This is a genomic window from Pseudoalteromonas luteoviolacea S2607 (assembly GCF_001625575.1).
GTDB classification, from domain to species: domain Bacteria; phylum Pseudomonadota; class Gammaproteobacteria; order Enterobacterales; family Alteromonadaceae; genus Pseudoalteromonas; species Pseudoalteromonas luteoviolacea_E.
In genome coordinates this window covers 254,126-276,883 of sequence record NZ_AUXV01000056.1, presented here as the reverse complement: position 1 = coordinate 276,883, position 22,758 = coordinate 254,126, and the positions used below count along the sequence as shown (strand labels likewise).

21 protein-coding genes are annotated in these 22,758 nt (G+C 41.7%); 3 read left to right on the top strand and 18 right to left on the bottom strand.

The genetic code is table 11. The annotated features are described in order from the left end of the window. Nucleotide 1: 1 nt before the first annotated feature. From N480_RS18395 to N480_RS18350, 10 genes are read right to left on the bottom strand one after another with little or no spacing between them, the layout of a single operon-like run. Nucleotides 2–1,624 carry a bifunctional diguanylate cyclase/phosphodiesterase gene (locus N480_RS18395; protein WP_063373892.1) on the bottom strand — a complete coding sequence of 541 codons (1,623 nt, stop codon included), beginning with the start codon at nt 1,622–1,624 and terminating at the stop codon, nt 2–4. A gap of 2 nt (nt 1,625–1,626) precedes the next feature. Then, the gene (locus tag N480_RS18390; protein ID WP_063373891.1) at nt 1,627–2,700 is read right to left on the bottom strand and encodes a protein-glutamate methylesterase/protein-glutamine glutaminase; all 1,074 of its coding nucleotides are present in this window, start codon (nt 2,698–2,700) and stop codon (nt 1,627–1,629) included. Continuing rightward, nucleotides 2,697–3,500 (bottom strand): CheR family methyltransferase, encoded by an 804-nt coding sequence (locus N480_RS18385; protein WP_063373890.1) that lies wholly within the window; start codon nt 3,498–3,500, stop codon nt 2,697–2,699. Before N480_RS18385 ends, N480_RS18390 begins: the two co-directional genes overlap by 4 nt. A gap of 9 nt (nt 3,501–3,509) precedes the next feature. Then, nucleotides 3,510–4,055 carry a chemotaxis protein CheW gene (locus tag N480_RS18380; RefSeq protein WP_063373889.1) on the bottom strand — a complete coding sequence of 182 codons (546 nt, stop codon included), beginning with the start codon at nt 4,053–4,055 and terminating at the stop codon, nt 3,510–3,512. Then, on the bottom strand, nt 4,048–4,656 hold the full coding sequence (locus N480_RS18375) for a chemotaxis protein CheW (RefSeq protein ID WP_063373888.1): 609 nt from the start codon (nt 4,654–4,656) through the stop codon (nt 4,048–4,050). The genes N480_RS18380 and N480_RS18375 overlap by 8 nt, the downstream gene beginning before the upstream one ends. Nucleotides 4,657–4,661: 5 nt before the next feature. Beyond that, on the bottom strand, nt 4,662–6,644 hold the full coding sequence (locus N480_RS18370; protein ID WP_063373887.1) for a methyl-accepting chemotaxis protein: 1,983 nt from the start codon (nt 6,642–6,644) through the stop codon (nt 4,662–4,664). 20 nt (nt 6,645–6,664) lie between these two features. Then, entirely contained in the window at nt 6,665–8,776 is a 2,112-nt protein-coding gene (locus N480_RS18365; RefSeq protein WP_063373886.1) for a chemotaxis protein CheA, read from the bottom strand. Nucleotides 8,777–8,785: 9 nt separating this feature from the next. After that, the gene (locus N480_RS18360) at nt 8,786–9,061 is read right to left on the bottom strand and encodes an STAS domain-containing protein (protein WP_063373885.1); all 276 of its coding nucleotides are present in this window, start codon (nt 9,059–9,061) and stop codon (nt 8,786–8,788) included. A gap of 10 nt (nt 9,062–9,071) precedes the next feature. Further along, on the bottom strand, nt 9,072–9,440 hold the full coding sequence (locus N480_RS18355; protein ID WP_023401668.1) for a response regulator: 369 nt from the start codon (nt 9,438–9,440) through the stop codon (nt 9,072–9,074). Between the two features lie 7 nt (nt 9,441–9,447). Continuing rightward, nucleotides 9,448–10,593, bottom strand: a complete 1,146-nt coding sequence (locus N480_RS18350; RefSeq protein WP_063373884.1) for a methyl-accepting chemotaxis protein — start codon at nt 10,591–10,593, stop codon at nt 9,448–9,450. A gap of 148 nt (nt 10,594–10,741) precedes the next feature. Between N480_RS18350 and N480_RS18345 the strand changes: the two genes are divergently transcribed. Beyond that, nucleotides 10,742–11,185 carry a DUF4826 family protein gene (locus N480_RS18345; protein ID WP_063373883.1) on the top strand — a complete coding sequence of 148 codons (444 nt, stop codon included), beginning with the start codon at nt 10,742–10,744 and terminating at the stop codon, nt 11,183–11,185. Here the strand turns inward: N480_RS18345 and N480_RS18340 are convergent. The 8 genes from N480_RS18340 to cspD form a co-directional block, all read right to left on the bottom strand. Next, entirely contained in the window at nt 11,169–11,627 is a 459-nt protein-coding gene (locus N480_RS18340) for a GNAT family N-acetyltransferase (protein WP_063373882.1), read from the bottom strand. The two genes, N480_RS18345 and N480_RS18340, sit on opposite strands and share 17 nt — an antisense overlap. A gap of 126 nt (nt 11,628–11,753) precedes the next feature. Further along, nucleotides 11,754–12,908, bottom strand: coding sequence for a cupin domain-containing protein (locus N480_RS18335; protein WP_063373881.1), 1,155 nt, complete (start codon nt 12,906–12,908; stop codon nt 11,754–11,756). A gap of 77 nt (nt 12,909–12,985) precedes the next feature. Next, a complete protein-coding gene (gene purB / locus N480_RS18330) occupies nt 12,986–14,356 on the bottom strand; it encodes an adenylosuccinate lyase (RefSeq protein ID WP_063373880.1) in 1,371 nt (456 codons plus the stop codon). Nucleotides 14,357–14,392: 36 nt separating this feature from the next. Continuing rightward, entirely contained in the window at nt 14,393–14,995 is a 603-nt protein-coding gene (gene hflD, locus N480_RS18325) for a high frequency lysogenization protein HflD (protein ID WP_063373879.1), read from the bottom strand. Next, the gene (mnmA, locus tag N480_RS18320; RefSeq protein WP_063373878.1) at nt 14,995–16,095 is read right to left on the bottom strand and encodes a tRNA 2-thiouridine(34) synthase MnmA; all 1,101 of its coding nucleotides are present in this window, start codon (nt 16,093–16,095) and stop codon (nt 14,995–14,997) included. Before mnmA ends, hflD begins: the two co-directional genes overlap by 1 nt. 78 nt (nt 16,096–16,173) lie before the next feature. Then, nucleotides 16,174–16,893 (bottom strand): rRNA large subunit pseudouridine synthase E, encoded by a 720-nt coding sequence (locus tag N480_RS18315; protein ID WP_419554949.1) that lies wholly within the window; start codon nt 16,891–16,893, stop codon nt 16,174–16,176. Between the two features lie 58 nt (nt 16,894–16,951). After that, nucleotides 16,952–19,174 carry an NADP-dependent isocitrate dehydrogenase gene (locus N480_RS18310; protein WP_063373877.1) on the bottom strand — a complete coding sequence of 741 codons (2,223 nt, stop codon included), beginning with the start codon at nt 19,172–19,174 and terminating at the stop codon, nt 16,952–16,954. Nucleotides 19,175–19,529: 355 nt separating this feature from the next. After that, nucleotides 19,530–19,748, bottom strand: coding sequence for a cold shock domain-containing protein CspD (gene cspD, locus N480_RS18305; RefSeq protein WP_063373876.1), 219 nt, complete (start codon nt 19,746–19,748; stop codon nt 19,530–19,532). Nucleotides 19,749–19,949: 201 nt separating this feature from the next. On the opposite strand from cspD, the gene clpS reads away from it, so the two are divergent. Next, nucleotides 19,950–20,267: an ATP-dependent Clp protease adapter ClpS gene (gene clpS, locus N480_RS18300; protein ID WP_063373875.1), complete on the top strand. Its 318-nt coding sequence runs from the start codon at nt 19,950–19,952 to the stop codon at nt 20,265–20,267. 28 nt (nt 20,268–20,295) lie between these two features. Then, a complete protein-coding gene (clpA, locus tag N480_RS18295) occupies nt 20,296–22,560 on the top strand; it encodes an ATP-dependent Clp protease ATP-binding subunit ClpA (RefSeq protein ID WP_063373874.1) in 2,265 nt (754 codons plus the stop codon). Nucleotides 22,561–22,758 lie beyond the last annotated feature (198 nt).

Below are 22,758 nucleotides of genomic sequence, written 5' to 3'. Positions count from 1 at the left end.
CTCAGCTCTCAAAGTGCAAATAGCTAGACTTATCTTCTAGCACGTATTCAACAAAGGCGTCGATGGGCAAGGGTTTACTGTAATAGTACCCTTGGACATATTGTACGCCTTTTGCTTTTGCGTAAATCATTTGCTCCATATCTTCCACGCCTTCCGCGACCAGCGGTTTGTCGAGGTTTTTTGCCAGTGAAACGATTGAGTTAAAAACTGATTGTAGTTTTCCATCTTTCACGACGTTAGTCACAAATGATCTGTCGATCTTAATTTCATCAAAATTGAGCTTACACAAATAACTTAAGCTGGAGAATCCGGTACCAAAATCGTCAATAGAAATTAAGAACCCCTTTGACTGTAAAGACACCAACACTTCGTTTACGTACGAAAAGTTGTCTATGAGGGCGGATTCAGTTAATTCTAGTTTGATACGTTTTGGGTCAATGTTATGTTCAGCTAACGCGGCGAGTAGCTTGTTTTCAAATTTAACATCTAGAATCTCTACAACGCTAATATTGATAGCGAACATATAGTGCTTGCAATCGATCCCTTCACTGGTCAGGTGTTCAACTGTCTTTCTTATTTGAGTAAGCGTAAAGAGTGTCAATTTGTTGATATCACCTGTACTTTCTACAATTGGTATGAACTCAGCTGGCGAGATTGGCTTACCTTCTAGTGTCCAGCGCATTAAACACTCAGCCCCTATGAGACATTCAGTTTTAGTGTCATGCAGAGGCTGTAACACGACAGTAAAGCTATTATTTAAATCTTGATGGAATGAATCTCTAAGTGCTGTTTCAATTTTATTTTGGCGTTCAATTTGCCTAGCGAGACCCTCTTGAAACTCTACTAATCTCAGCTTGTCCGACAAAACATCAAATGTCGCCATTTCTGCTTTGTTTAAGCTCAATTCGTGATCATCTACATGACTCTCTTTGTAATAACCTAATGCTACATTGCTGTAGAAGCTACTGTCGTTAAATTCAAATGGTTCATTTAGATGGTTGTATAAAGCTTCAATGTTGATAGGGGTAGTGTGGGGGACAAATACGCAAAAGCAATCTGAGGAATGTTTCGAAAAGATCCCTTGCTCAAAATCTCCTTGAAACCGTGAAAGGACTTCCATAAACACTAAGTTGGCGACACCAATATTCCATACCTCGGATATTCGTTGATAATTACATATTCGAATACAGCACATGATGCCATGAGTATCTAACTCTTGAACTTTAGCGACAAATGCTTCTCTGTAGAGCAACCCTGTATGCGGATCTCTAATGGCCAGTTGTTTATTGAGCCTTCGTATTGCTACCAGCTCTTCGATTAGTTCAACTTTCACGAAAGTGAGCGTATTTTTCCGTGTATAGTTAAACCTGACCCAGTGTACATTGCTGTTGTCAACGCTAACTCCTACCTCTAATTGCTCAAAGCAGGGTTCGAATAATATGTCCTTGCTGTTGAGCTCAGTGAACTCTTCGTCAAAAAATTTTAAAGTGGGGCTGTCTACGATGTTGTCATTCACATTAAGTTTTATCAGGTCACTTGCGTTGTCAGAAATTCCGGTGATAGTACCGTCTTTTTCATACGCAACGTAGATGATGTTGAGCAGCTCAATGAGGCTTTTTTGCATACCTAGCACCTTAGCACTTTTAAAATTTGATACGGAATATTGCTCAGAGAAAACACTTTATCAACGGCTCCTCTTGCGATAGCTTCCTTGGGCATGCCGAACACGACACAGCTCGACTCACTCTCAGCGAAGTTAATTGCGCCAGCGTGTTTCATGTCTAACATGCCAGAGGCGCCATCATCACCCATTCCCGTTAAAATGACGCCAATTGCGTTTCTGCCGACCGATTGTGCGACAGATCTAAACAGCACATCCACAGAAGGCCTATGCCTACTGACTAATGGGCCGTCCCGTATTTCTAAATAGTAGTCGCTCCCTTGGCGTTTTACCAACATATGCTTACCGCCTGGGGCGATGTACACATGTCCTGATTTCAGGCGCATTGCGGTCTCTCCCTCGACTACGACATGTCGAGTTATGCTGTTTAGCCGCTGAGCAAAAGCGTGAGTAAATTTACTTGGCATATGTTGCACGATAACGATCGGGGGGGTTGTAGGAGGTAGCAAAGAAAGAAACCCTGTCAAAGCTTCAGTCCCACCTGTGGAAGCGCCAACTGCGATGACTTTATCAGAAGTAATGGGTGGTTGGAGTTCGTCTGGGCTTGGAGGGGGTAGCACTTCATCCGCTGTGTGGTTGCGTCTAACCGATTCTTCCGCCAAGTAGCGCATCGGTTTTACCTTGGCTTTACCGGCGGCCTTTATAGCGTCAATAATCTGAGTCACACCTTGATTATTTATAAAGTTTGCAAGCCCTTGAGTTGGCTTAGCGATTACATCCACGGCGCCAGAAGCTAGCGCTTCCATTGTGGTTTCTGTATTTTTTTGGGTCAGTGCAGAGCACATAATGATAGGTGTCGGTCTTTCTTGCATTATCTTTTTTAAAAATGTGATGCCGTCCATTTTAGGCATTTCTACATCAAGCAAGATAACATCAGGCCAGTTCATTTTCATTTTTCTTTCAGCCAAAATTGGATCCGGAGCCGAGCCAATCAGTTTTAACTCTCTATCATGGTTAATGATTTCTCCGACTAGTTGCCTCATAACCGCAGAGTCATCAACGATGAACACGCTAATCATAATCGCACCTTTTTATAAATACAGGGCTGAATTAACTCTATGCCAGGTCGTTTTTTTCGCAATGATTCTGAATGGCCTAAAAACAATAGGCCCCCGTGGTTAAGACGGTGAATTATGTTGTCGATAATTTTGTGTTGTTTAGCTTCATCAAAGTAAATGAGTACGTTGCGTAAAAATATGATGTCAAAGGAATAGTCTACTGTTCTTAGCTTTAACAGATTATCAACGCTAAAATTACAGTGGCACCGAATCGATTTGTTGACTGTAAAGGTACCTTCGTTTTGCCCAGTTCCTTTAAGGCAATAAGCACGCCGGTACTTTTTGGGTATTTTTTGTACTGTTGATAATGCAAAACAAGCTTCTTTAGCCATTTCAACAGCGGTTGGTGATATGTCGGTGCCCGTTACAGACCAGTTTCCACTATAGAATAAATCATCGAGCACCATTGCAATCGAATATGCTTCTTCCCCCGTTGAAGAAGCAGCACTCCAAGCTCTAATTGGCACGTTTCTACTTTTTTTTTGGCGAAGATAGTCGTACATAAATTCGAATTGCACCTGCTCTCTGAAAAAATAGGTTTCATGCGTGGTCATTTTGTCGATAAAAATATCGAGTTCGCTCTTTCCTTCTGGGCTAACAATGAGTTGGTAGTATTTATTAAATGACGCACAATGGTTTGACCTCAATCTAGAACTCAATCGGCTTGCCATAATGTCTGCTTTGTTAAAGTTCAATCTTATGCCTGTATGTTCATCTAAAACACGATTTAACTGATTGAACTCAAGCTTAGAAATCGACATCTATTCTCGTTACCTTTGGCAGTAGTCAATAAAGAATTGCTCTTGTTCATGTTTGAGAGAAGAGTTAATCTCGTTTACGTTCAGAACTTTAGCAATATCTAACAGGGTAGTTAGCTTGTTATTGATTTTTGCCATTTTCCACTCGTAATGACGAGGAATATTCGAACCAAAGGAAGGGGACGACTCGAGGTTACTTAAATCTATAAACTCGATAGAAACCACGCTATTTACAAGCATGCCCAAAGTCATTGACTCTTCTAGTGAGTGGTCATAGAAGTCATACAAGACGATACAGCTATATTTGTCGTAAGGTGTGGTTAGTTTGAGTCCAAGGCGCCTTTGAAGATCCAATACAGGGATAACGCTACCACGCACATTGATTACGCCACGAATCACGTCAGAGCACATGGGAACCATCGTGGTCTCTACTAACTCGATAACCTCTTTGACTGAGTCAATAGGAATACCAAAGTGGTCGTGCCCAACTTTAACGAATAGATATCTTAGCTCATCTTTTTGCTGAATATGAGTGTTGTCGGGCTGAGCGTTATTCATGATTTACCTCGGCTTCGTCATTTTCACATGCGTTATCGTGGGTGCTCTCATCTTCATCCTTATCCGAGTCAGAGATATCCGGATCAGTTTCTTCGCTTAGCTCCGCGTTGTTGAGATCTTCGATGAGTTTCATATCATCTAGCGTGAGGATCTTTGAAATGTCCAAAATTGTCATTAATTTGTCAGGCAGTTTTGCTAGCCCTAATACAAACCGACTATGAAATTGGCCACCAATACTCGGCACTTTGTCTATATCTGCACTGGAGATATCAAGTACTTTGGTCACAATGTCTACTTTTAAACCAATGGTTATCTGCTGCTCGTTAAAAAGGCACTCAGCAATGATAATACATGTTCTGTTTGTGAGTGCTTGAGGCAGTTTTCCCAAGCGTAGAGACAAGTCGAATACTGGAATAACTTCACCCCGTAAATTTATGGCGCCGATAATAAAATCAGGAGCCATCGGGATTGGATCGACCTCTACATACTCCATAATCTCTTTGACCAACGATATATTGATAGAGTACGTAGCATGATTCAGCTCAAAAGCCAGATACTTATCTTTATCGACAAAGCTATTTTGAGTTGTTTGATCAGTCATAGTCTTTACTCGTCAAATGGCGTATAGCCTTCTTCTGGCATTGAGCTTGAAGACTTTCCTTCTTGCACGGAGCGTCTAATCTTCATCATTTGTCTGTCGTTGCTCAGCTTAAAGTAATTAACGGTAGAGCGTATATCACTTGTTTGGTCCTGCACCATTTTGGCTGTTGACGCGAGTTCTTCAGATGCAGAGGCATTTTGCTGTGCAATCTCGTCAAGTTGAGACACGGTCCGGTTTATTTCTGCGACACTGGTGCTTTGTTCTGTAGATGCTGCAGTGATCTCTTGAACAAGATCTGCTGTTTTACCTATATTTGGCACCATTCTGTCGAGCATACCACCTGCATGCTGTGCGATTTTTACACTGTTATCGGCTAGCGTACTTATGTCTTGCGCAGCCACCTGTGAACGCTCAGCAAGTTTCCTAACTTCGTCAGCGACCACCGCAAAGCCTTTACCATGTTCACCCGCTCTTGCTGCTTCAATGGCTGCATTTAAGGCCAAAAGATTGGTTTTGTATGCGATGTCCTCGATGATGCCTATTTTTTCTGCAATCTGAGTCATTGCCTTGACGGTATCTTTTACTGCACGTCCTCCATCGTTAGCTTCGCTACTAGATTGTTTGGCGATGTCGTTGGTGACTTTAGAGTTTTCGGTATTCATGGAAATAGAAGAACTCATTTGCTCCAGTGAAGCCGACGTTTCTTCAACACTAGCGGCCAGTTGATTGGAGGTAGAACTGAGCATTCTAGAAGTGGTTCCAACCTCATTCGTGCTATGCGCGATCGACTCTACAGATTCTTGAATATCCAGCAGAATATTTTGAAGTCGTTCAATAAAGCCATTAAAACTGCGTGCGGTTTCGCCTATCTCATCATTGCCAAAGTCAGGAATTCGACGAGTCAAGTCGCCTTCTCCTGAGCGCAGATCTTCTGCGGCTTCAGCAAGCGCATTGATAGGGATTACAATGCCGCGAATTAAGAATGCAGCAGTGGCAGTGGCAAGTATGATAGCAACAACGAGCAAGGCCCAAACCAGAGAGATGCTTTCTCGCGCTGCTGTTACGAGCGAGTTTAGAGAGTCGTCACCTTCTTTGATGGCTTCATTCGAAATTTCTTCTAGTAAATCTTCAATTTTGTTAAACACTTCATGTTCTAAGCGGTCGACATCTCTAGACGCTTTAATTTTGTCGCGAGGGTCATACATGGCGAATATTTCTTTACCGCCGTTATAGAGTTCAAGATACATTCTTTCTACTTCACTCAGTGCTTTAATTTCTGGCGGCTTTCTTTCTAAGGGCTTCAAATCACCAAGAAAACCGGTAAATGTTCTAGCGTCTTTTTCGAAAGCAGCGTCGGCACCAAGTGCACCCCGCATATAGGCGTTAAGAGAACTCATCATATCGCCTTGCTCATCAATAAGTTCTAAGTAGTAGCGTACGCCTGGGAGGTCGTCGTTTACCACTTCATTGAAATCTCCGCTGCTACCAGCATCTGCAACTTCTTCTTCTTTTAAAGTATCTAGTAACTGCTCAAGAGGAATAGCGAACTCTTTATTTAGGTAGTCGTATTTGTCTATTGCTTTGGCTTCTAACAAAGGGTCAAAGCGGTCAAAGATAAGTTCTTGATTCTCGTTCGCATAGCGAGTGACTAACTCTTCTAGTTGGCGAACCATGGAGTTGTTTACCGTCCCGAGCTGTTTTAAATCTTCGAGGTAGCGAATAAACTCGTTGTAGTTTGATCTAAAGTCTTCACTCTCGTCAGACTCACCGGCGATATATTCAAGGACGTTGCTGTTCATATCACCCAGTTCATCCAGCATGTTTAATGCGTAAATCGTCTCAGGTATATCAACTTTGCCCACATCGACCGCAAACTCCTCAATCTCGCCGTTTTTGAGTTGCACTGACATGGCTATAACTAGCAGCAATAGCCCCATGGTAAACATCGCAAGAATTATTTTATTGCGAATAGTAAAGTTCTTAAACATGTTCGTTCTCCGGCCATTGCCTAATGTTTTTTCTCTAATGCTTCATATACTGATATGGCTGACTTTATTAACGCGGAGACGTCTAAAATGATTGCGACATTACCGCTACCTAAAATCGTTGCGCCACTTATACATTTGAGTCCTTCGAACAGCCTTCCTAGCGGTTTAACAACCGTTTGAAACTCGCCTTTCAGCGAGTCTACAACTAACCCAGCGCGCAGTGTGCCAAATTGCACAATGACCAAAGATTCTCGAGTATGGTCAATTTGCTCTTCTATACCAAATAAGGTACGTAATCTAATAAATGGCAGTACTTCTGTGCGAAGGTTTATGTAACTTTTGTCTTGAATATCTTGTTCCGATACTACCTCGTGAAGCTCTAAGCATTCGACGACCGTGTCTAGTGGAATGACGTAGTTTTCTTTATGTACTTCAAACATAAAGCCATCAATAATAGAGAGCGTCAGCGGCAGTCGGATCAAAATTGTTGACCCTTCACCTTGAACGCTTTCAACCTCTACACTGCCTCTCAAACTATCGATGTTTCTTTTAACCACATCCATGCCGACACCGCGTCCAGAGATATTGGTTATGGACTCTGCAGTGGAAAAACCTGGTTCAAAAATTAGTAGGTTGATGTCTTTTTCTTGTAAGGTTTGGCTTGAAGAAATCAACCCTCTGTCGATAGCGCGTTTGAGGATTTTTTCTTGATCGAGGCCTTTTCCATCATCGCTGACTTCAATCACGATGGAGCCGGAGTCGTGATAAGCTTTTAAGGTGAGTTGCCCTTGTTCAGGTTTGCCCTGAGCGAGCCGCGTTTCAGGGTCCTCTATACCGTGGTCGATTGCATTTCTTACAATGTGCATAAGAGGGTCGCTAACCTTTTCCACGAATGTTTTATCAAGTTCAGTTTCGGCGCCAATAATTGTTAAATCGACTTGTTTACCGAGTTCGTCAGCGATGTCTCTTACTACGCGTTTAAACTTATTGAACGTCTCACCAATCTGCACCATTCTGAGCTTAAGTGAACTGTCTCGAATATTTTCGACCAAACGCTCCAATAAGGCCATGGCTTCAATGAGCGTTTCATTTCCTGTTTCGTGAGCAAGTAAGTTTGTCCGGGCACCCGTGATAACCATTTCACCGACTTGGTCAATGAGTCGGTCTAACTTGAGGGCTTCCACTCTGAGTGTTTTACTTTTATGGATCTTCGATGCGGCAGGTGGTACTGGCCCTTCAGGCACAGCAGGGACGGGATCATTGGTGTCAGTCGCATCGCAATTTAGGAGCTTGACGATATCTGCAAACGAACTATCTGCTTTGCGAAGCGCATCTGTAATAAAGTCAAAATCCTGATATTTTTGTATGCTATGTTTCAATACATCAATGTTACCTTTCGGTGGTAGCACGGCAATGTATGCTTCACTTTGAATAAACTCAAATACATCCAATATTTCATTTTCTGTTTTGTCGGAATCGAAAGATAAAACAAACGATAAGTAATTTGACTCTGGGTCAAAGTGATGGGGACCAAACATCGCTTCAACCCAAGTATTTACAACCAAATTTGAAGTCTCTGAGTCCAAATAATGGATGAACGAATAGGGGTCAAGGCCATTTCTAAGCACATTTTCATTTGGTACAAAAAATAAAATCCATCGTTCGTTATCGAGCGTGCCTTCACTCGAACTTGAGGCAGCATCTTGGTGGATAATTTGGTTATTTTCTGCGTCAATGTACTTTGAAAAACAGGACACCAGATTATTCACTTTGTTCAATAGGGCTTGGTCTGGCTCTGTTTCAGCGGCAGCTAATACAATCAATGACTCAGTGGCATCTCTGGTTTCTAGGTAAAGTGAAATAAGCTCTTTATCTAATTGCAAATTGCCATTTCTCGCATCTTCTAGCAGGGTTTCGGCAATATGGGTGAGGGTAACGACATGCTCAAAGTCAAATATTCCCGCACTGCCTTTTATTGTATGAATTGCTCGAAAGAGCGCATTGATAATCTCATTGGCATGCTCTTCGGAGGTCTCAGACTCAAGATCTAGAAGCCCATTCTCCATTTCTTGCAATAGCTCTTTCGATTCGGTTACGAAAGTTGCAATTGCCGAAGACAAATCAATAGACATGTTTGCCCCTTAGTCGCTTAGAGTGGGGGAGATTCCTACCCCCAATTTTTTACACCGTGTTTCTATTAGTTCATTGGTAGAGATAGCTTCTATATTTAACCCAACTTTTTGGCTGTGATAAACGACCCAAATTATCAACTGCAAGCCGGCTGAGTCGATCTCTGTTGTTTCACTGAAATCGAATGAGACGTGCTCTTTGTCTGAAATATAAGACTTTATTTCGTTAAACGTTTCCTGAACTTCATATATTGTTAGCTCAGACGGGAACTTAAAACACTCAGACATACTTAACTCTCTACATCATTAATAACTTTGAAACTGCTTGCAGCATTTGTGCTGGCTTAAAAGGTTTAACCATCCAGGCTTTTGCACCGGCCTTTTTCCCTTCTTCCATCATACTTTGCTGATTTTCGGTTGTGAGCATGATCACCGGTGTGAACTTGTACTGAGGCAATTGCTTTGCTTGCTTGACAAATTCGATACCATTCATGTTTGGCATATTTACATCACTGATAATGAGATGGATTTTATTGCCGTTGAGCTTGGTCAGCGCATCTTTCCCATCTCGAGCTTCTATAACGTTAAATCCAGCGCCTGTGAGCGCGATGTTTACGACTTGTCTGAGAGAATCAGAATCATCTACTACTAATATTGTTTTACTCATAATTTCCTCATAAAAAAGTTAAGTCATCGACAGTATCGTCACCACCGTGCTTTGACAAAATATCTCGTTGCTCGTTTGTGGCGGCTGTTTTTTTAAGCGCTTTACTAATCCTTTGGTGATTAAATTTAGCTTTTTTACATTCACGTCTGCTGGTAATAAATTGGTCTATTTCTTCTGTCATGAGATTCAGAGCGATGGTCACACTGTCTTGGATCTGGTCGACTCTATCTTGGAATTGCAGGTCTACGAGGATTTGTGAGACTTTCTCTCTAATATCTAAATTGGATGTATGTAATTCGGCGGCTTGTGCTTCAACCTGTTGGGAGAGCTCTAACCATTCGTCCACGACCTGATTGATTTCTGAGCGGTATTTTTCGGTTAAAGACTGCTTTTTTTCGAGCTCTGCATTCATCATGTCCATGGAAGTTCGCATTGCATTCGCAATACTTTCAATCAACTGCCCAATACGAACACCGGTCTCACCACTAGAGTTGGCGAGAGACCTTACTTCGTCAGCTACGACAGCAAACCCTCTGCCGTTTTCGCCAGCGCGAGCCGCTTCAATGGAAGCATTGAGGGCGAGTAAATTTGTTTGCTCTGCGATTTTGGAAACATCAATCGACATTGTTTGCAGCTCATTGCTTTTCAGTACGAGGTCTTTTATCGTTTCGGTCATTTGAGCTTGCGAGTCATTGGTTTGCTCAATGTATTCAAGCACGCCATTCAGTTTTTCTCGGCTTGTTTCAGAAACCTCTTGCAGGCTATTACCATCTTGCGAATTGGTTCTTTCCAATGTGTCTGAAATATTGGTTACTAACTGTGAAAACTCTCCCGACATATTGACGACGGACGTTTTTGTTTGCTCCCTCGCTGTGGTAACTTGTGCGATAAGTTGAGGAATAATGACGCTACTTAGCTGCTCTAAACATGCTAAGTCGTCCTCTTGGTTTTGCTGTGATTCGAAAGCACTGTTTACAGTATCAATATTGTGTTCGTTTTCTTCTTTCTCTTTATTTGTTAATGCTGTTTTTTGCAATATTAGGCCTAATGCACAAACCGCAGACACAATGATTGTTACAATGAGTGACTCAATAAAGAAGAACCCAGTTACCAATATAACAATCGGCATAGCATAAGAGACAAACAAGAGCATTTTACTAAATCCTTTGTTGGATTATTTTTAGACTAGTAAAGTATGATTATTGTGCAAACTTTAATTTGTTTTGTGTCTTAGGCGTTTCTTTGTTGCAACGAGTTAACGAAATTAATAGAGTGAGTAAAAAAATTAGAGAAGTAATATTATGAGTGAAAATAAACACGTTGAGCCAGAGCTGACAGAAGAACAAAAGCAACAAAGATTAGTACAGTGGCAGAGGCAACATCTGCAGAATGCTCAGAAGTTTTTAGCAGAAAAAGGGATAATCACGACGAAAGTCGTTGAGAAAGAATGCCGTCTTTTACCGCCAGCAATTGCAATTTGGAAGTTCAAAGACCAAAAAGGGAAGGGATATTGGGCTATTTCGGGCCAAATGCCAACAGATGCAACAGAAGAGTCTGCAGCATCCAACCCTAGAGATGTATTGAGGTATTTTTCTTTTCAATGGCAGATCAAAGCTGATGGCATCATGGCTTCAGGTGTTCGAGACAAGACTCAGTTAGATTTTGCTAACTTGCTTGTTAATCGTGCGCATGCTCTGTATGACCTTTATGAAAGCGACAAATTGTGGCCTAGTGAAGCATCGTAAACGGCTCTGAATTTATCATGGAAGCTGCGCATTTGAGTCTTTGCCTGGGAATGCCGGCTTCCATAAATACAGAGCCTTGTTTACTAAACCCAGACTTAAGAAAAGTAGGCACTTCTTCAAGGATACATTGAACAAATACTTCTTTGAGTCCTTTTTGCTGTGCTAAATCAGCTAGGTACCCAATAAGAGATTGGTAAGCCTCACGATTTCTGTGCGCTTTTACAATGGCGATTCTACTAATCAACCCATCGCTGCACAGTCGTCCTGTTCCTACAGCTTGCTGGTTTTCGTCCCTGATAAGAACGTGGTCTGCTGTTCTGTCATGTTGATCAAATTCAACATGTTTAGGAAGATGTAATTCACACACAAAAACACGCTCACGTATTTGGCGCAGCTGTCCCTGAGTCTGTTTCCAACTCACTTTGTCGACGTGATAAATCATGATTACCTCTTAGCGAAAAATCATTCAACACGTCCTGACGAATAAGGGAAATTTCAACCCCTATTATTATTAGGTGCCACTAAGTCATGACACCTTTATTCTTTGGTTGGCCCTGTAAGTCAGGCATTAAGACCAAGCTTCAATATAATACAGCCCGTCATTTATAAGCGTAGTTAACGTTTGTTTGAATTCCAAGCAAGTTAGAGCTGGTTTTACCTCATTAAATGAAAAAAATGTTTCATCTGTTAACAATTGTATTTGTTTAAGGTATTTCTCGGGAATGTGGTAGGTTTCGCCATTGATACTTAGAAGAATTTCACTATCAACGAGCTGGTACATTGCCCGGATTCCACCCGCTCTGTGAATCACATCTTCTTCGTCAATTTCATCTTCTAAAAAGTCTGCTACGAGTGCATCTTCAAGAGGAGCGAGATCCATATCATGTTTGGGCTGACTCAAGAATGTGCCTAGCCAATGACTGTACAAAGACTCATCATTTATCAGCGAATTAAGAAGCGTACGGACTCTATCTTTATCCTCTGAGGTAATTTCACCAAGTGATTTTCTTACATCTATACCCGCATCGCTATAGCGCTGCTTACCCACTTCTTCATCAATGATGTGATCTGCAAAGCTACTAATAAGGTCTTTTTGGTCTGGTGCTCTAAAACCCACAGAGTAGTTGAGCGCATTTGCCACTGCATAGCCCTCATGAGGGCAGCCAGGTGGAATGTAAAGAATGTCACCTGGTTCTAAATCGTGATCTATGATGGCTTCAAATTGCTCTACTTGGAGTAACGCTTTGTCTTTAGCAAATTGTTTTAGGCTTGGATCAGGCAAACCAACACGCCATCTTCTCTTGCCTTGACCTTGAATGATAAACACATCATATTGATCTAAGTGAGGGCCGACACCGCCGTGAGGAGTCGAAAAGCTAATCATTAGATCATCAATTCGCCAGTTCGGAATAAATCGAAAAGGTTCTAGTAATTTAGCCGCTATAGGGTGCCAATGATCAACTGCCTGCACGAGCAATGTACTGTGGCTGTCAGTCAGTTTTGAAAAATCTTCAAATGGTCCGTGGTGTGCTTGCCAATTCCCTTCATGATTTGTGACTAAGCGAGACTCAATCGCTTCTTCCATTGCTAACCCAGCGAGTTCCTCTGCGGTTAAAGGATCTTCAAAGTCAGTAAATCCACCTTTGATTAGCAAAGGTTTTTTTTGCCAGTAATGTGTCAAAAACTCTTGATGAGTCATACCATTGATAGACAGCTGATACATATTTTCCCCATAAAAAAAGCGAAAGTAACAAGCTCTCGGCTGTTTCTTTCGCTTAATTATATCTAATTTATATTAGATTATTTTAGTTCGTCGATGAAAGCTTCAGCACGGCCAATGTAGTTTGCCGGTGTCATTAACTTCATTTCAGCTTTTGCTGAATCAGGCAGTGCAAGACCGTCGATGAAATCAGCCATAATCTCTTTGTTTACACGTTTACCACGCGTTAGCTCTTTAAGCTTTTCATACGGCTTTTCAATACCGTATTTACGCATTACCGTTTGGATTGGCTCTGCTAATAGTTCCCAGTTGTCATCTAGCTCTGCTAGTAGACGATCGGCATTTACTTCTAGCTTGCTGATACCCTTTAGTGTCGCTTGGTAAGCAATCAGTGTGTAGCCCATACCAACACCTAAGTTACGTAAAACTGTAGAGTCAGTTAGGTCACGTTGCCATCTTGAAACCGGTAGCTTTTGTGCTAGGTGGGCGAAGATTGCATTTGCTAGGCCTAAGTTGCCTTCAGAGTTTTCGAAATCAATTGGGTTAACTTTATGTGGCATAGTTGAAGAGCCAATCTCACCTGCAATTGTTTTTTGCTTAAAGTGGTTAAGTGCGATGTAACCCCAAACGTCACGGTCAAAATCAAGCAATATAGTATTAAAACGCGCAATTGCATCAAACAATTCTGCGATGTAGTCATGCGGCTCGATTTGAGTTGTGAATGCGTTCCAAGTTAAACCAAGGCTCGTTACGAAAGATTCAGCGTGCGCGTGCCAGTCATACTCAGGGTAGGCGCTTAGGTGTGCATTATAGTTACCAACCGCACCATTGATTTTACCAAGGATAGATACGTTCGCAATTTGCTCACGTTGACGCTGAAGTCGAACGTAAACGTTGGCGAACTCTTTACCCATTGTAGAAGGTGAAGCAGGTTGGCCATGAGTACGAGTCATCATAGGTACTGATTTATACTCAATCGCTTTTTCTTTAATCGCAGCCAGTAGGTTGTCGCAGTATGGCAGTAACACTTCGTCACGGGCTTCGCTAAGCATTAAACCGTGAGATAAGTTATTAATATCTTCAGAAGTACATGCGAAATGAATGAATTCGTTTACAGCTTGTAATTCTGCGTTGTCTGCCACTTTCTCTTTCAGCAAGTATTCAACGGCTTTCACATCGTGGTTAGTCGTACGCTCGATGTCTTTTACTCGTTGTGCATCTTCTTCACTGAAGTTGTCAACGATGCTGTCTAGTAGCGCGTTTGCTTCGTCGCTGAACGCAGGTACTTCTTTTATAGCGTCAGCTTTCGCCAATGCTTGTAACCAGCGAACTTCAACAGTTACTCGGTATTTGATCAGACCGAACTCACTGAAGATGCTTCTCAGTTCTTTGGTTTTGCTACCATAGCGACCATCCACTGGAGAGATAGCGGTTAACGCTGAAAGCTCCATAATTTCTCCTAACTAATTGGTTTTTTTGAACGATATTTAAATAAACTGTTGTGCTGTGGCGATGATCTTCCTTTTCGAAAAGAAGAAATGACGGCGTTTTCCACCTAGCTGTCGCCACAGCACTGCACTTCGGATCCCTGCTAATAATAGTGCACGGATCTTGTGCTGAATATGAGTTTGCTGAAGCAAGTCTGGTTTACCAAAAACTTGAATTTTGGGCCCTGCAGGGCTGATAACTTGGGTATAGATATCAGCGAAAGCACCAAGGATTTGCTCGTCATACACATTAAAGTGAAGTGTTTGTCTCTCCACTTGCTCAATACGTTTGGCCAACTCTGAAAACACATCAGGATTAGAGGATAGAGCTCTTTCCAACTGCATCAAACTGCCAACGTATTTAACTATCTCAACGTCTTTCTCACCTTCGCTTGAAAGTTGAGAAACGAGCGCCTGATAACCACCTTTTAAGGCAAAATGGTCGTCGTATACATCTTCGGGGTTTTCCGGCGCTGTATTTAAAATACTTTGCAAAAAAGTGTGCACTTCATTTTCATTGAAAGTACCGTATCTCGCACACTTTTGTACTAGTTTTGCTATTTGGCAAATTGCGGCAAGAGGAATAACGACTTTTGGCTGCATTATTTAATCACCGACTCTATGATACCGCCACCTAGACAAGCGTCATCGGAGTAGAACACCGCAGATTGGCCTGGCGTGACAGCCTTTTGTGGCTCATCAAACAAAACACGAGCCATGCCGTCTTGACCAACTAATAACGTACACGGAATATCTTCTTGTCTATATCGTGTCTTGACAGTACAGCGCGTTGTACCTTGTGGTCCTTCTCGGTCAACCCAGTGAAGCTGGTTCGCATTTAATCCATTACTGTACAGTCGTGGGTGATCTTTACCTTGACCAACCACAAGCACATTACGCTCGATATCTTTATCAACGACATACCAAGGTTCTCCTGAGCCTTCTTTCATACCACCTATTAAAAGACCTTTGCGTTGACCTAGAGTATGGTACATCAAGCCTTCATGTTCGCCGACATGATTACCTTCGGTGTCTTCGATTTTACCCGGTTGAGCTGGTAAAAACTTTTGTAAAAAGTCTTTAAATTTACGTTCGCCAATAAAACAGATACCTGTGCTGTCTTTTTTATTATGTGTAATTAGGCCTTGCTCTTCGGCAATACGACGCACTTCTGGCTTTTCAATTTCACCGACAGGGAAGAGTGTCTGAGCAACATGCTCATGACTTAAAGTGTATAGGAAATAACTTTGATCTTTGTTGTTATCAAGGCCTCTTAACATCGCAAATTTGCCATCGCGCTCTTCTCTACGTACGTAGTGCCCAGTAGCAATGTAATCTGCGCCAAGTGCTTCAGCAGCAAACTCTAAAAAAGCTTTGAATTTAATTTCTTTGTTACACATGATATCTGGGTTTGGCGTGCGACCCGCTCGGTATTCCTCCAAGAAATACTCAAATACGTTGTCCCAATATTCAGCCGCAAAATTGACGGTGTGTAACTCGATACCAAGCTTGTCACAGACTGCTTGCGCATCTTTTAGATCTTCAGCAGCAGCACAGTATTCATCGTTATCGTCTTCTTCCCAGTTTTTCATGAAAAGGCCTTCTACCTGATAGCCTTGCTCTTTTAAAAGATAAGCTGAAACTGAAGAATCCACGCCACCAGACATGCCGACAATCACTTTAATGTTACTGTTATCGCTCATAATATCGCTGTAAATCTATATGAATTTTTGAAAGGCCGTGAGTATAGCATGCAATTGCCCCCCCTCAAAAGCCACACTTTAGACTTTATTTCCTTGTAAAACCCTATACTGTCCGTTATTTAACCCAGATAATGTGTACTTACCAATACTGTAACGGATCAATCTGAGAGTAGGGTGGCCAATATGTGCGGTCATCCGTCGTACTTGCCTATTTCTCCCTTCTGAAATAGTAATACTCAGCCAAGTGGTTGGAATATTTTTACGTTCTCGAATTGGCGGATTTCTAGGCCATACTTCGGGCTCTGGTATTACGTCTATTTTTGCGGGTTTAGTCATCCCATCTTTCAGCTCAACACCGGTACGCAATTGATTCAGTTGCTCTTCACGTGGCTTACCTTCAACTTGAACCCAATAAGTCTTGTGGGTGTTTTTCTTTGGCTCTGTGAGTTTATGTTGTAATTTTCCGCAATTAGTGAGGAGCAGTAGGCCTTCACTGTCTCGATCTAAACGTCCTGCTGCATACACTGACTTAATATCAATAAAGTCTGCAAGTGTCTTTCGGTGTTGGTCATCGGTAAATTGACAAAGCACATCAAATGGCTTGTTAAACAAAACCACTTTTACATCTTCGGGCTTTACAGGTGGTTTTTGCTTAGTCTGATTTTTATATCTTTTATTCTTATTAAAAGGCTTTTTACCGGAAGGTGGAAAAGGGCGATTACGGTTACTGTTGGTCATCTTGATATTAGGCTGGAACATCGAATGTGGAATTTTAGCAAAGTTTACACACTGAGACATCTACCTTAAAAATAAAAAAGGCAGCTTATCGCTGCCTTTTTTGACTTAACCGCGAGAATTAAGCGATTAGGTTTAGTGCATCATTGAACAGCTTGCTTGGGCGCATTGCGGCAAATGCTTTTTCGTCATTCGGCTGGAAGTAACCTTCAACGTCCATTGCTTGGCCTTGAACGTCATTAAGCTCAGCAACAATGGCTGCTTCATTTTCAGTAAGTTGCTTTGCAACAGCTTCAAATTTAGCTTTTAGCTCTGCATCTTTATCTTGTGCTGCAAGCTCTTGAGCCCAGTACAGAGATAGGTAGAAGTGGCTACCACGGTTATCAAGTTCATTCACTTTACGAGATGGAGATTTGTTCTCATCAAGGAATTTACCTGTTGCTGCATCAAGTGTATCTGCAAGAACTTGTGCTTTTGAATTATTTGAAACCTGGCTTAGGTGCTCAAGAGACGCAGCCAAAGCTAAGAACTCGCCCAGTGAATCCCAACGTAAGTGGTTTTCTTTTTCAAATTGCTGAACGTGCTTTGGAGCTGAACCACCCGCACCTGTTTCAAATAAACCACCACCATTCATTAGCGGAACGATAGAAAGCATTTTTGCACTCGTTCCAAGCTCTAAAATTGGGAACAGGTCAGTGAGGTAATCACGAAGTACGTTACCTGTTACTGAAATTGTATCTTGGCTGTCTTTCATACGTGCTAAAGAGAACTTAGTCGCTTCAACAGGTGCAAGAATACGAATATCTAGGCCGTCAGTATCGTGCTCAGGAAGGTAGGCATTTACCTTTTTGATTAGCTCTGCATCGTGTGCACGTTCTTCGTTTAGCCAGAATACCGCAGGCGTGTTTGAAGCGCGTGAACGATTAACAGCAAGTTTAACCCAATCTTTGATTGGCGCGTCTTTAACCTGACACATACGCCAGATATCACCTTGCTCAACGTCATGTTGAAGAAGTACGTTGTCTGCACTATCCACTACACGGATAACACCATTTGAAGGTGCTTCAAACGTTTTGTCGTGTGAACCGTACTCTTCAGCCTTTTGCGCCATTAGACCAACATTAGGAATAGTACCCATTGTACGCGGGTCGAAAGCACCATTTTCTTTACAGAAGTCAATAGTTGCTTGATAAACACCAGAGTAACAACGATCTGGGATAACAAAACTAGTATCTTGTTGTTTACCTTCTGCATTCCACATTTGACCGCTTGTACGGATTGCCGCAGGCATAGATGCGTCAATGATTACGTCACTTGGTACGTGTAAGTTTGTGATACCACGGTCAGAGTCTACCATCGCGATGCTTGGACGAATGTCGTAAACTGCAGCTAAATCAGCTTCGATTTCAGCGCGCTTTGCGTCGTCAAGGTTAGCTAGTTTGTTATAAACGTCACCGATACCATTGTTTACGTCTACGCCTAGCTTTTCAAAAGTCTCGCCGTGTTTTTCGAAAACTTCTTTATAGAATACTTTAACAGCGTGGCCAAAAATGATTGGGTCTGAAACCTTCATCATTGTCGCTTTCATATGAAGTGAGAAAAGAACACCTTTTTCTTTTGCAGCTTCAACTTCTGCTTGTAAAAAGCTGCGTAACGCATTGACGTTCATGCGTGAAGCATCGATGATTTCGCCAGCAAGAAGCGGCGTGCTTTGTTTTAAAACACTTACTGTGCCATCAGCAGCTACGTGCTCAATTCGTACGTCAGTTGCTTCACCAATCGTGGTAGACTGCTCAGAACCAAAGAAGTCACCTTCACTCATGCTTGCTACATAAGACTGTGAATCGGCAGACCATGCACCCATTGAATGTGGGTTTTTCTGAGCATAAGCTTTTACAGAACCAGGTGCACGACGGTCAGAGTTACCTTCACGCAGAACTGGGTTTACCGCACTACCTTTGATTTTGTCATAAGTTGCTTTAATAGCAGCTTCTTTGTCATCTTTAGGCTCTTCAGGGTAATCAGGAAGTGCATAGCCTTTTTCTTGAAGCTCTTTGATAGTTGCTTTTAGCTGAGGGATTGAAGCACTGATGTTAGGTAATTTGATGATATTTGCTTCTGGAGTTTTTGCCAGTTCACCTAGCTCAGAAAGCGCATCGGCAATTCTTTGTTCTTCTTTAAGGAACCCAGGGAAGTTTGCGATCACACGACCAGCTAGAGAGATATCTCTTGTCTCTACTTCAACACCAGCAGCTTTAGTATAAGCTTGGATTACTGGTAGTAAAGAATATGTTGCCAAAGCTGGCGCTTCATCGGTTTTTGTATAAATAATTTTTGATGTCATCATCATTCCTAGATAGTTTTGGGTCAACTAAGACCGTTCAACATAAGCAAAATCTTGCTAACTTTTGTTACCCAACGTTATATCGACGTGTGAGCAGCAAAAAAATTAGCTTGTAAGATCAAATCTAAATTCGTAGTAATTAGCAAGTTTGTTAGTTATTTTTACTTAGTAAAGCAATAAACATAACTAACAGACCTGGACATCGGCAGGGATTGTACCAATCTAAATGCAATGCTGCTAATGCAATTTACTTCAGATATAGATAAATATGTTACATAGGGGCTTTCGTGAGAGATATTAATAAAGAGATGAAGCGAGATACTTGCGTAACTCGCTTTAGAGCCTTGAGAATATTCTACGCCATTTCACCAATTTTTGGTGCAATATTAGTAGCATGTAAGCCCTTAGGCCCTTCCTGTAGCTCGAATGTTACATCTTGACCAGCTTTAAGCGTCTTGTATCCATCCATTACAATCGTTGAGTAATGTGCAAAGATATCTTCGTCACTGCCGTCTTCTACGATGAAACCAAACCCTTTGGCATTGTTAAACCATTTGACTTTTCCGCAAGCCATACTTCTACATCCTTCTATAAGTTGACTAATTAAGTTAATCTAACCTTTGAAATTTGCTAAGCTGTCCATAACATGAACAACTAGGACTAGAATGTAGTTTAAATAACCATACAGTCAAGTTTTTTAGTGCAGTTTTTTAACATTTTATTTATTTTTTAATTCAAGTTTGCTTGAGTATATAAGACAAGACTATATTTAATTATGAGTGGGATAAAAGATTCAGGTGTGTTGGAAGAGGTCAGAGACCAAGAGAAGCAAAAACTTCAACCACCAAGAAAATACAAAGTTATTTTAAATAACGATGATTATACACCGATGGATTTCGTCATTGAGGTATTGATGACATTTTTCAACATGGATAGCGAAAGAGCAACTGAAGTGATGTTACAAGTACATCACGAGGGAAAAGCGGTATGTGGAATGTATCCTGCAGACATAGCCCATACAAAGGCTGAGCAGGTGAACAGATACGCTCGCGACCATGAGCATCCGCTCTTGTGTAGTTGTGAGCAAGAATGACCTTATTTATTCTCGTTGGGGGTTGCCAATGCTAAATAAAGACTTAGAAATTACACTTAACACCGCGTTTCGCGAAGCTCGCACACGTCGTCATGAGTTTATGACGGTCGAGCATTTATTACTTGCCTTGATAGATAACCCATCAGCAAGTGAAGCATTAAATGCATGTAGCGTAGACACAGAAGGGTTAAAGCGCGATCTTTCCGAATTTATTGATGAAACAACGCCAATCATACCAGAGCTGGAAGAAGATAGAGAAACTCAGCCAACTCTTGGTTTTCAACGTGTTTTACAGCGTGCAGTGTTTCATGTGCAGTCTTCAGGAAGAAACGAAGTTACGGGTGTGAACGTACTCGTTGCGATTTTCTCAGAGCAAGAAAGTCAGGCTGTTTATCTACTTAAGAAAGCTGATGTAAGTCGTCTAGATATTGTTAATTTCATCAGCCATGGCATTTCAAAATCAGACGACGAGCCTGAACCAGAAGAACACGAAGATTTAAATGATGAAGGGGCTGAAGTTCAAAGCGAAGAAAAAACTAAGCTAGAGAACTTTACGGCAAATCTAAATGTGATGGCAAAAGCCGGCCAAATAGATCCGCTCGTAGGGCGCGATCAAGAAGTTGAACGTACGATTCAGGTCTTATGCCGCCGCAAGAAGAACAATCCGCTATTGGTTGGTGAAGCGGGTGTAGGTAAAACAGCAATCGCAGAAGGCCTTGCATATCGCATTGTTAACGATCAAGTGCCAGAAGTAATCGAGGATGCTGTCGTTTACTCTCTTGATATGGGCGCTTTGTTAGCGGGAACAAAATACCGCGGTGATTTTGAAAAGCGGTTTAAAGCGCTATTAAAAGAGTTGCAAGCTAAACCAAATGCGATTTTGTTTATTGATGAAATTCATACAATCATAGGTGCAGGTGCGGCTTCTGGTGGTGTTATGGATGCATCAAACTTAATTAAGCCACTATTATCAAGCGGTAAATTACGCTGCTTAGGCTCTACAACATATTCCGAATTTAAAAACATCTTTGAAAAAGATCGGGCACTTGTTCGTCGTTTTCAAAAAATTGACGTGGTCGAACCAAGTGTGGCTGATACAGCCAAGATATTGTATGGACTGAAAGAGCGCTATGAAGAACACCACGGCATTCGCTATACACAAAAAGCACTTAAAGCGGCTGCTGAGTTGAGCGCGAAATATATCAATGAGCGTCATTTGCCAGATAAAGCGATTGATGTGATCGACGAAGCTGGTGCTAACCAAAGACTATTGCCTGTTTCGAGACGTAAGAAAACAATCGGGGTGTCGGATATCGAGCAGATAGTGTCGAAAATTGCACGTATCCCTCAGCAGAATGTTTCATCTAGTGATAAAGAAGTCCTTAAAAATCTAGATCGCAATCTTAAAATGTTGGTGTTTGGTCAAGATGAGTCTATCGATGCATTAACATCCGCAATTAGGCTATCACGTTCTGGTTTAGCCAATGAAGAAAAACCAATTGGTTCATTTCTGTTTGCAGGGCCAACAGGTGTAGGTAAAACAGAAGTTACCAAGCAATTGGCCAAGTGCATGGGCATAGAATTTATCAGATTTGATATGTCTGAATATTCAGAAAGACACGCGGTAAGTCGCTTAATCGGTGCGCCTCCTGGTTATGTTGGATTTGAGCAAGGTGGACTACTAACAGACTCGGTGATTAAACACCCTCATGCTGTAGTGCTGTTAGATGAAATCGAAAAAGCGCACCCAGATATCTATAACATATTACTACAGGTTATGGATCACGGTACGTTGACAGATAATAACGGACGTAAAGCTGACTTTAGAAATGTTATCTTTGTTATGACCACCAATGCTGGTGTGCAAGAAACGGTAAGAAAGTCGATCGGTTTCCAACAGCAAGATCATTCACATGATGCGATGTTAGAAATCAACAAAGTATTTACGCCAGAGTTTAGAAATAGGCTCGACAACATTATTTGGTTTAACCACCTTGAGAAAGAAGTTATCTTGCAAGTTGTGGACAAATTTATTGTTGAGCTACAAGCTCAACTTGATAAAAAGTCTGTTAACTTAGAGCTCACTAACGAAGCGAGAGATTGGCTTGCAGACACAGGATATGATAAATCAATGGGTGCAAGGCCTATGGCCCGTGTAATTCAAGATAACCTGAAAAAGCCATTGGCCAATGAAATATTGTTCGGCAAACTTGCTGATGGTGGTAGCGTTAAAGTATCAGTCAAAGGTAATGAATTGCTATTTACTTTTGAGCAAGAATTAGTGCCTGCTTAAAGTTACTTAGTTATAACTAAATTGGGAAAGCCCGCTGTTTCAGCGGGCTTTTTTATTCTTTGAGACAGATAAGCCAGATTGAGGGACTGTCGGCGAAGGGGGCTTGGCGGGCTTTTTGAAGCCTTAATTACAGCGATACAGAGATGGGTTTAAAGTCGTGATTATTGTTCTCTAACGCTTTACCAACTTAGCGCTAGC

What these genes read in the sequence shown, in the direction of transcription:
- N480_RS18395 (WP_063373892.1), bottom strand. Translation starts at nt 1,624, where the DNA reads ATGCAAAAAAGCCTCATTGAGCTGCTCAACATCATCTACGTTGCGTAT.
- N480_RS18390 (WP_063373891.1), bottom strand. Translation starts at nt 2,700, where the DNA reads ATGATTAGCGTGTTCATCGTTGATGACTCTGCGGTTATGAGGCAACTA.
- N480_RS18385 (WP_063373890.1), bottom strand. Translation starts at nt 3,500, where the DNA reads ATGTCGATTTCTAAGCTTGAGTTCAATCAGTTAAATCGTGTTTTAGAT.
- N480_RS18380 (WP_063373889.1), bottom strand. Translation starts at nt 4,055, where the DNA reads ATGAATAACGCTCAGCCCGACAACACTCATATTCAGCAAAAAGATGAG.
- N480_RS18375 (WP_063373888.1), bottom strand. Translation starts at nt 4,656, where the DNA reads ATGACTGATCAAACAACTCAAAATAGCTTTGTCGATAAAGATAAGTAT.
- N480_RS18370 (WP_063373887.1), bottom strand. Translation starts at nt 6,644, where the DNA reads ATGTTTAAGAACTTTACTATTCGCAATAAAATAATTCTTGCGATGTTT.
- N480_RS18365 (WP_063373886.1), bottom strand. Translation starts at nt 8,776, where the DNA reads ATGTCTATTGATTTGTCTTCGGCAATTGCAACTTTCGTAACCGAATCG.
- N480_RS18360 (WP_063373885.1), bottom strand. Translation starts at nt 9,061, where the DNA reads ATGTCTGAGTGTTTTAAGTTCCCGTCTGAGCTAACAATATATGAAGTT.
- N480_RS18355 (WP_023401668.1), bottom strand. Translation starts at nt 9,440, where the DNA reads ATGAGTAAAACAATATTAGTAGTAGATGATTCTGATTCTCTCAGACAA.
- N480_RS18350 (WP_063373884.1), bottom strand. Translation starts at nt 10,593, where the DNA reads ATGCTCTTGTTTGTCTCTTATGCTATGCCGATTGTTATATTGGTAACT.
- N480_RS18345 (WP_063373883.1), top strand. Translation starts at nt 10,742, where the DNA reads ATGAGTGAAAATAAACACGTTGAGCCAGAGCTGACAGAAGAACAAAAG.
- N480_RS18340 (WP_063373882.1), bottom strand. Translation starts at nt 11,627, where the DNA reads ATGATTTATCACGTCGACAAAGTGAGTTGGAAACAGACTCAGGGACAG.
- N480_RS18335 (WP_063373881.1), bottom strand. Translation starts at nt 12,908, where the DNA reads ATGTATCAGCTGTCTATCAATGGTATGACTCATCAAGAGTTTTTGACA.
- purB (WP_063373880.1), bottom strand. Translation starts at nt 14,356, where the DNA reads ATGGAGCTTTCAGCGTTAACCGCTATCTCTCCAGTGGATGGTCGCTAT.
- hflD (WP_063373879.1), bottom strand. Translation starts at nt 14,995, where the DNA reads ATGCAGCCAAAAGTCGTTATTCCTCTTGCCGCAATTTGCCAAATAGCA.
- mnmA (WP_063373878.1), bottom strand. Translation starts at nt 16,095, where the DNA reads ATGAGCGATAACAGTAACATTAAAGTGATTGTCGGCATGTCTGGTGGC.
- N480_RS18315 (WP_419554949.1), bottom strand. Translation starts at nt 16,893, where the DNA reads ATGTCTCAGTGTGTAAACTTTGCTAAAATTCCACATTCGATGTTCCAG.
- N480_RS18310 (WP_063373877.1), bottom strand. Translation starts at nt 19,174, where the DNA reads ATGACATCAAAAATTATTTATACAAAAACCGATGAAGCGCCAGCTTTG.
- cspD (WP_063373876.1), bottom strand. Translation starts at nt 19,748, where the DNA reads ATGGCTTGCGGAAAAGTCAAATGGTTTAACAATGCCAAAGGGTTTGGT.
- clpS (WP_063373875.1), top strand. Translation starts at nt 19,950, where the DNA reads ATGAGTGGGATAAAAGATTCAGGTGTGTTGGAAGAGGTCAGAGACCAA.
- clpA (WP_063373874.1), top strand. Translation starts at nt 20,296, where the DNA reads ATGCTAAATAAAGACTTAGAAATTACACTTAACACCGCGTTTCGCGAA.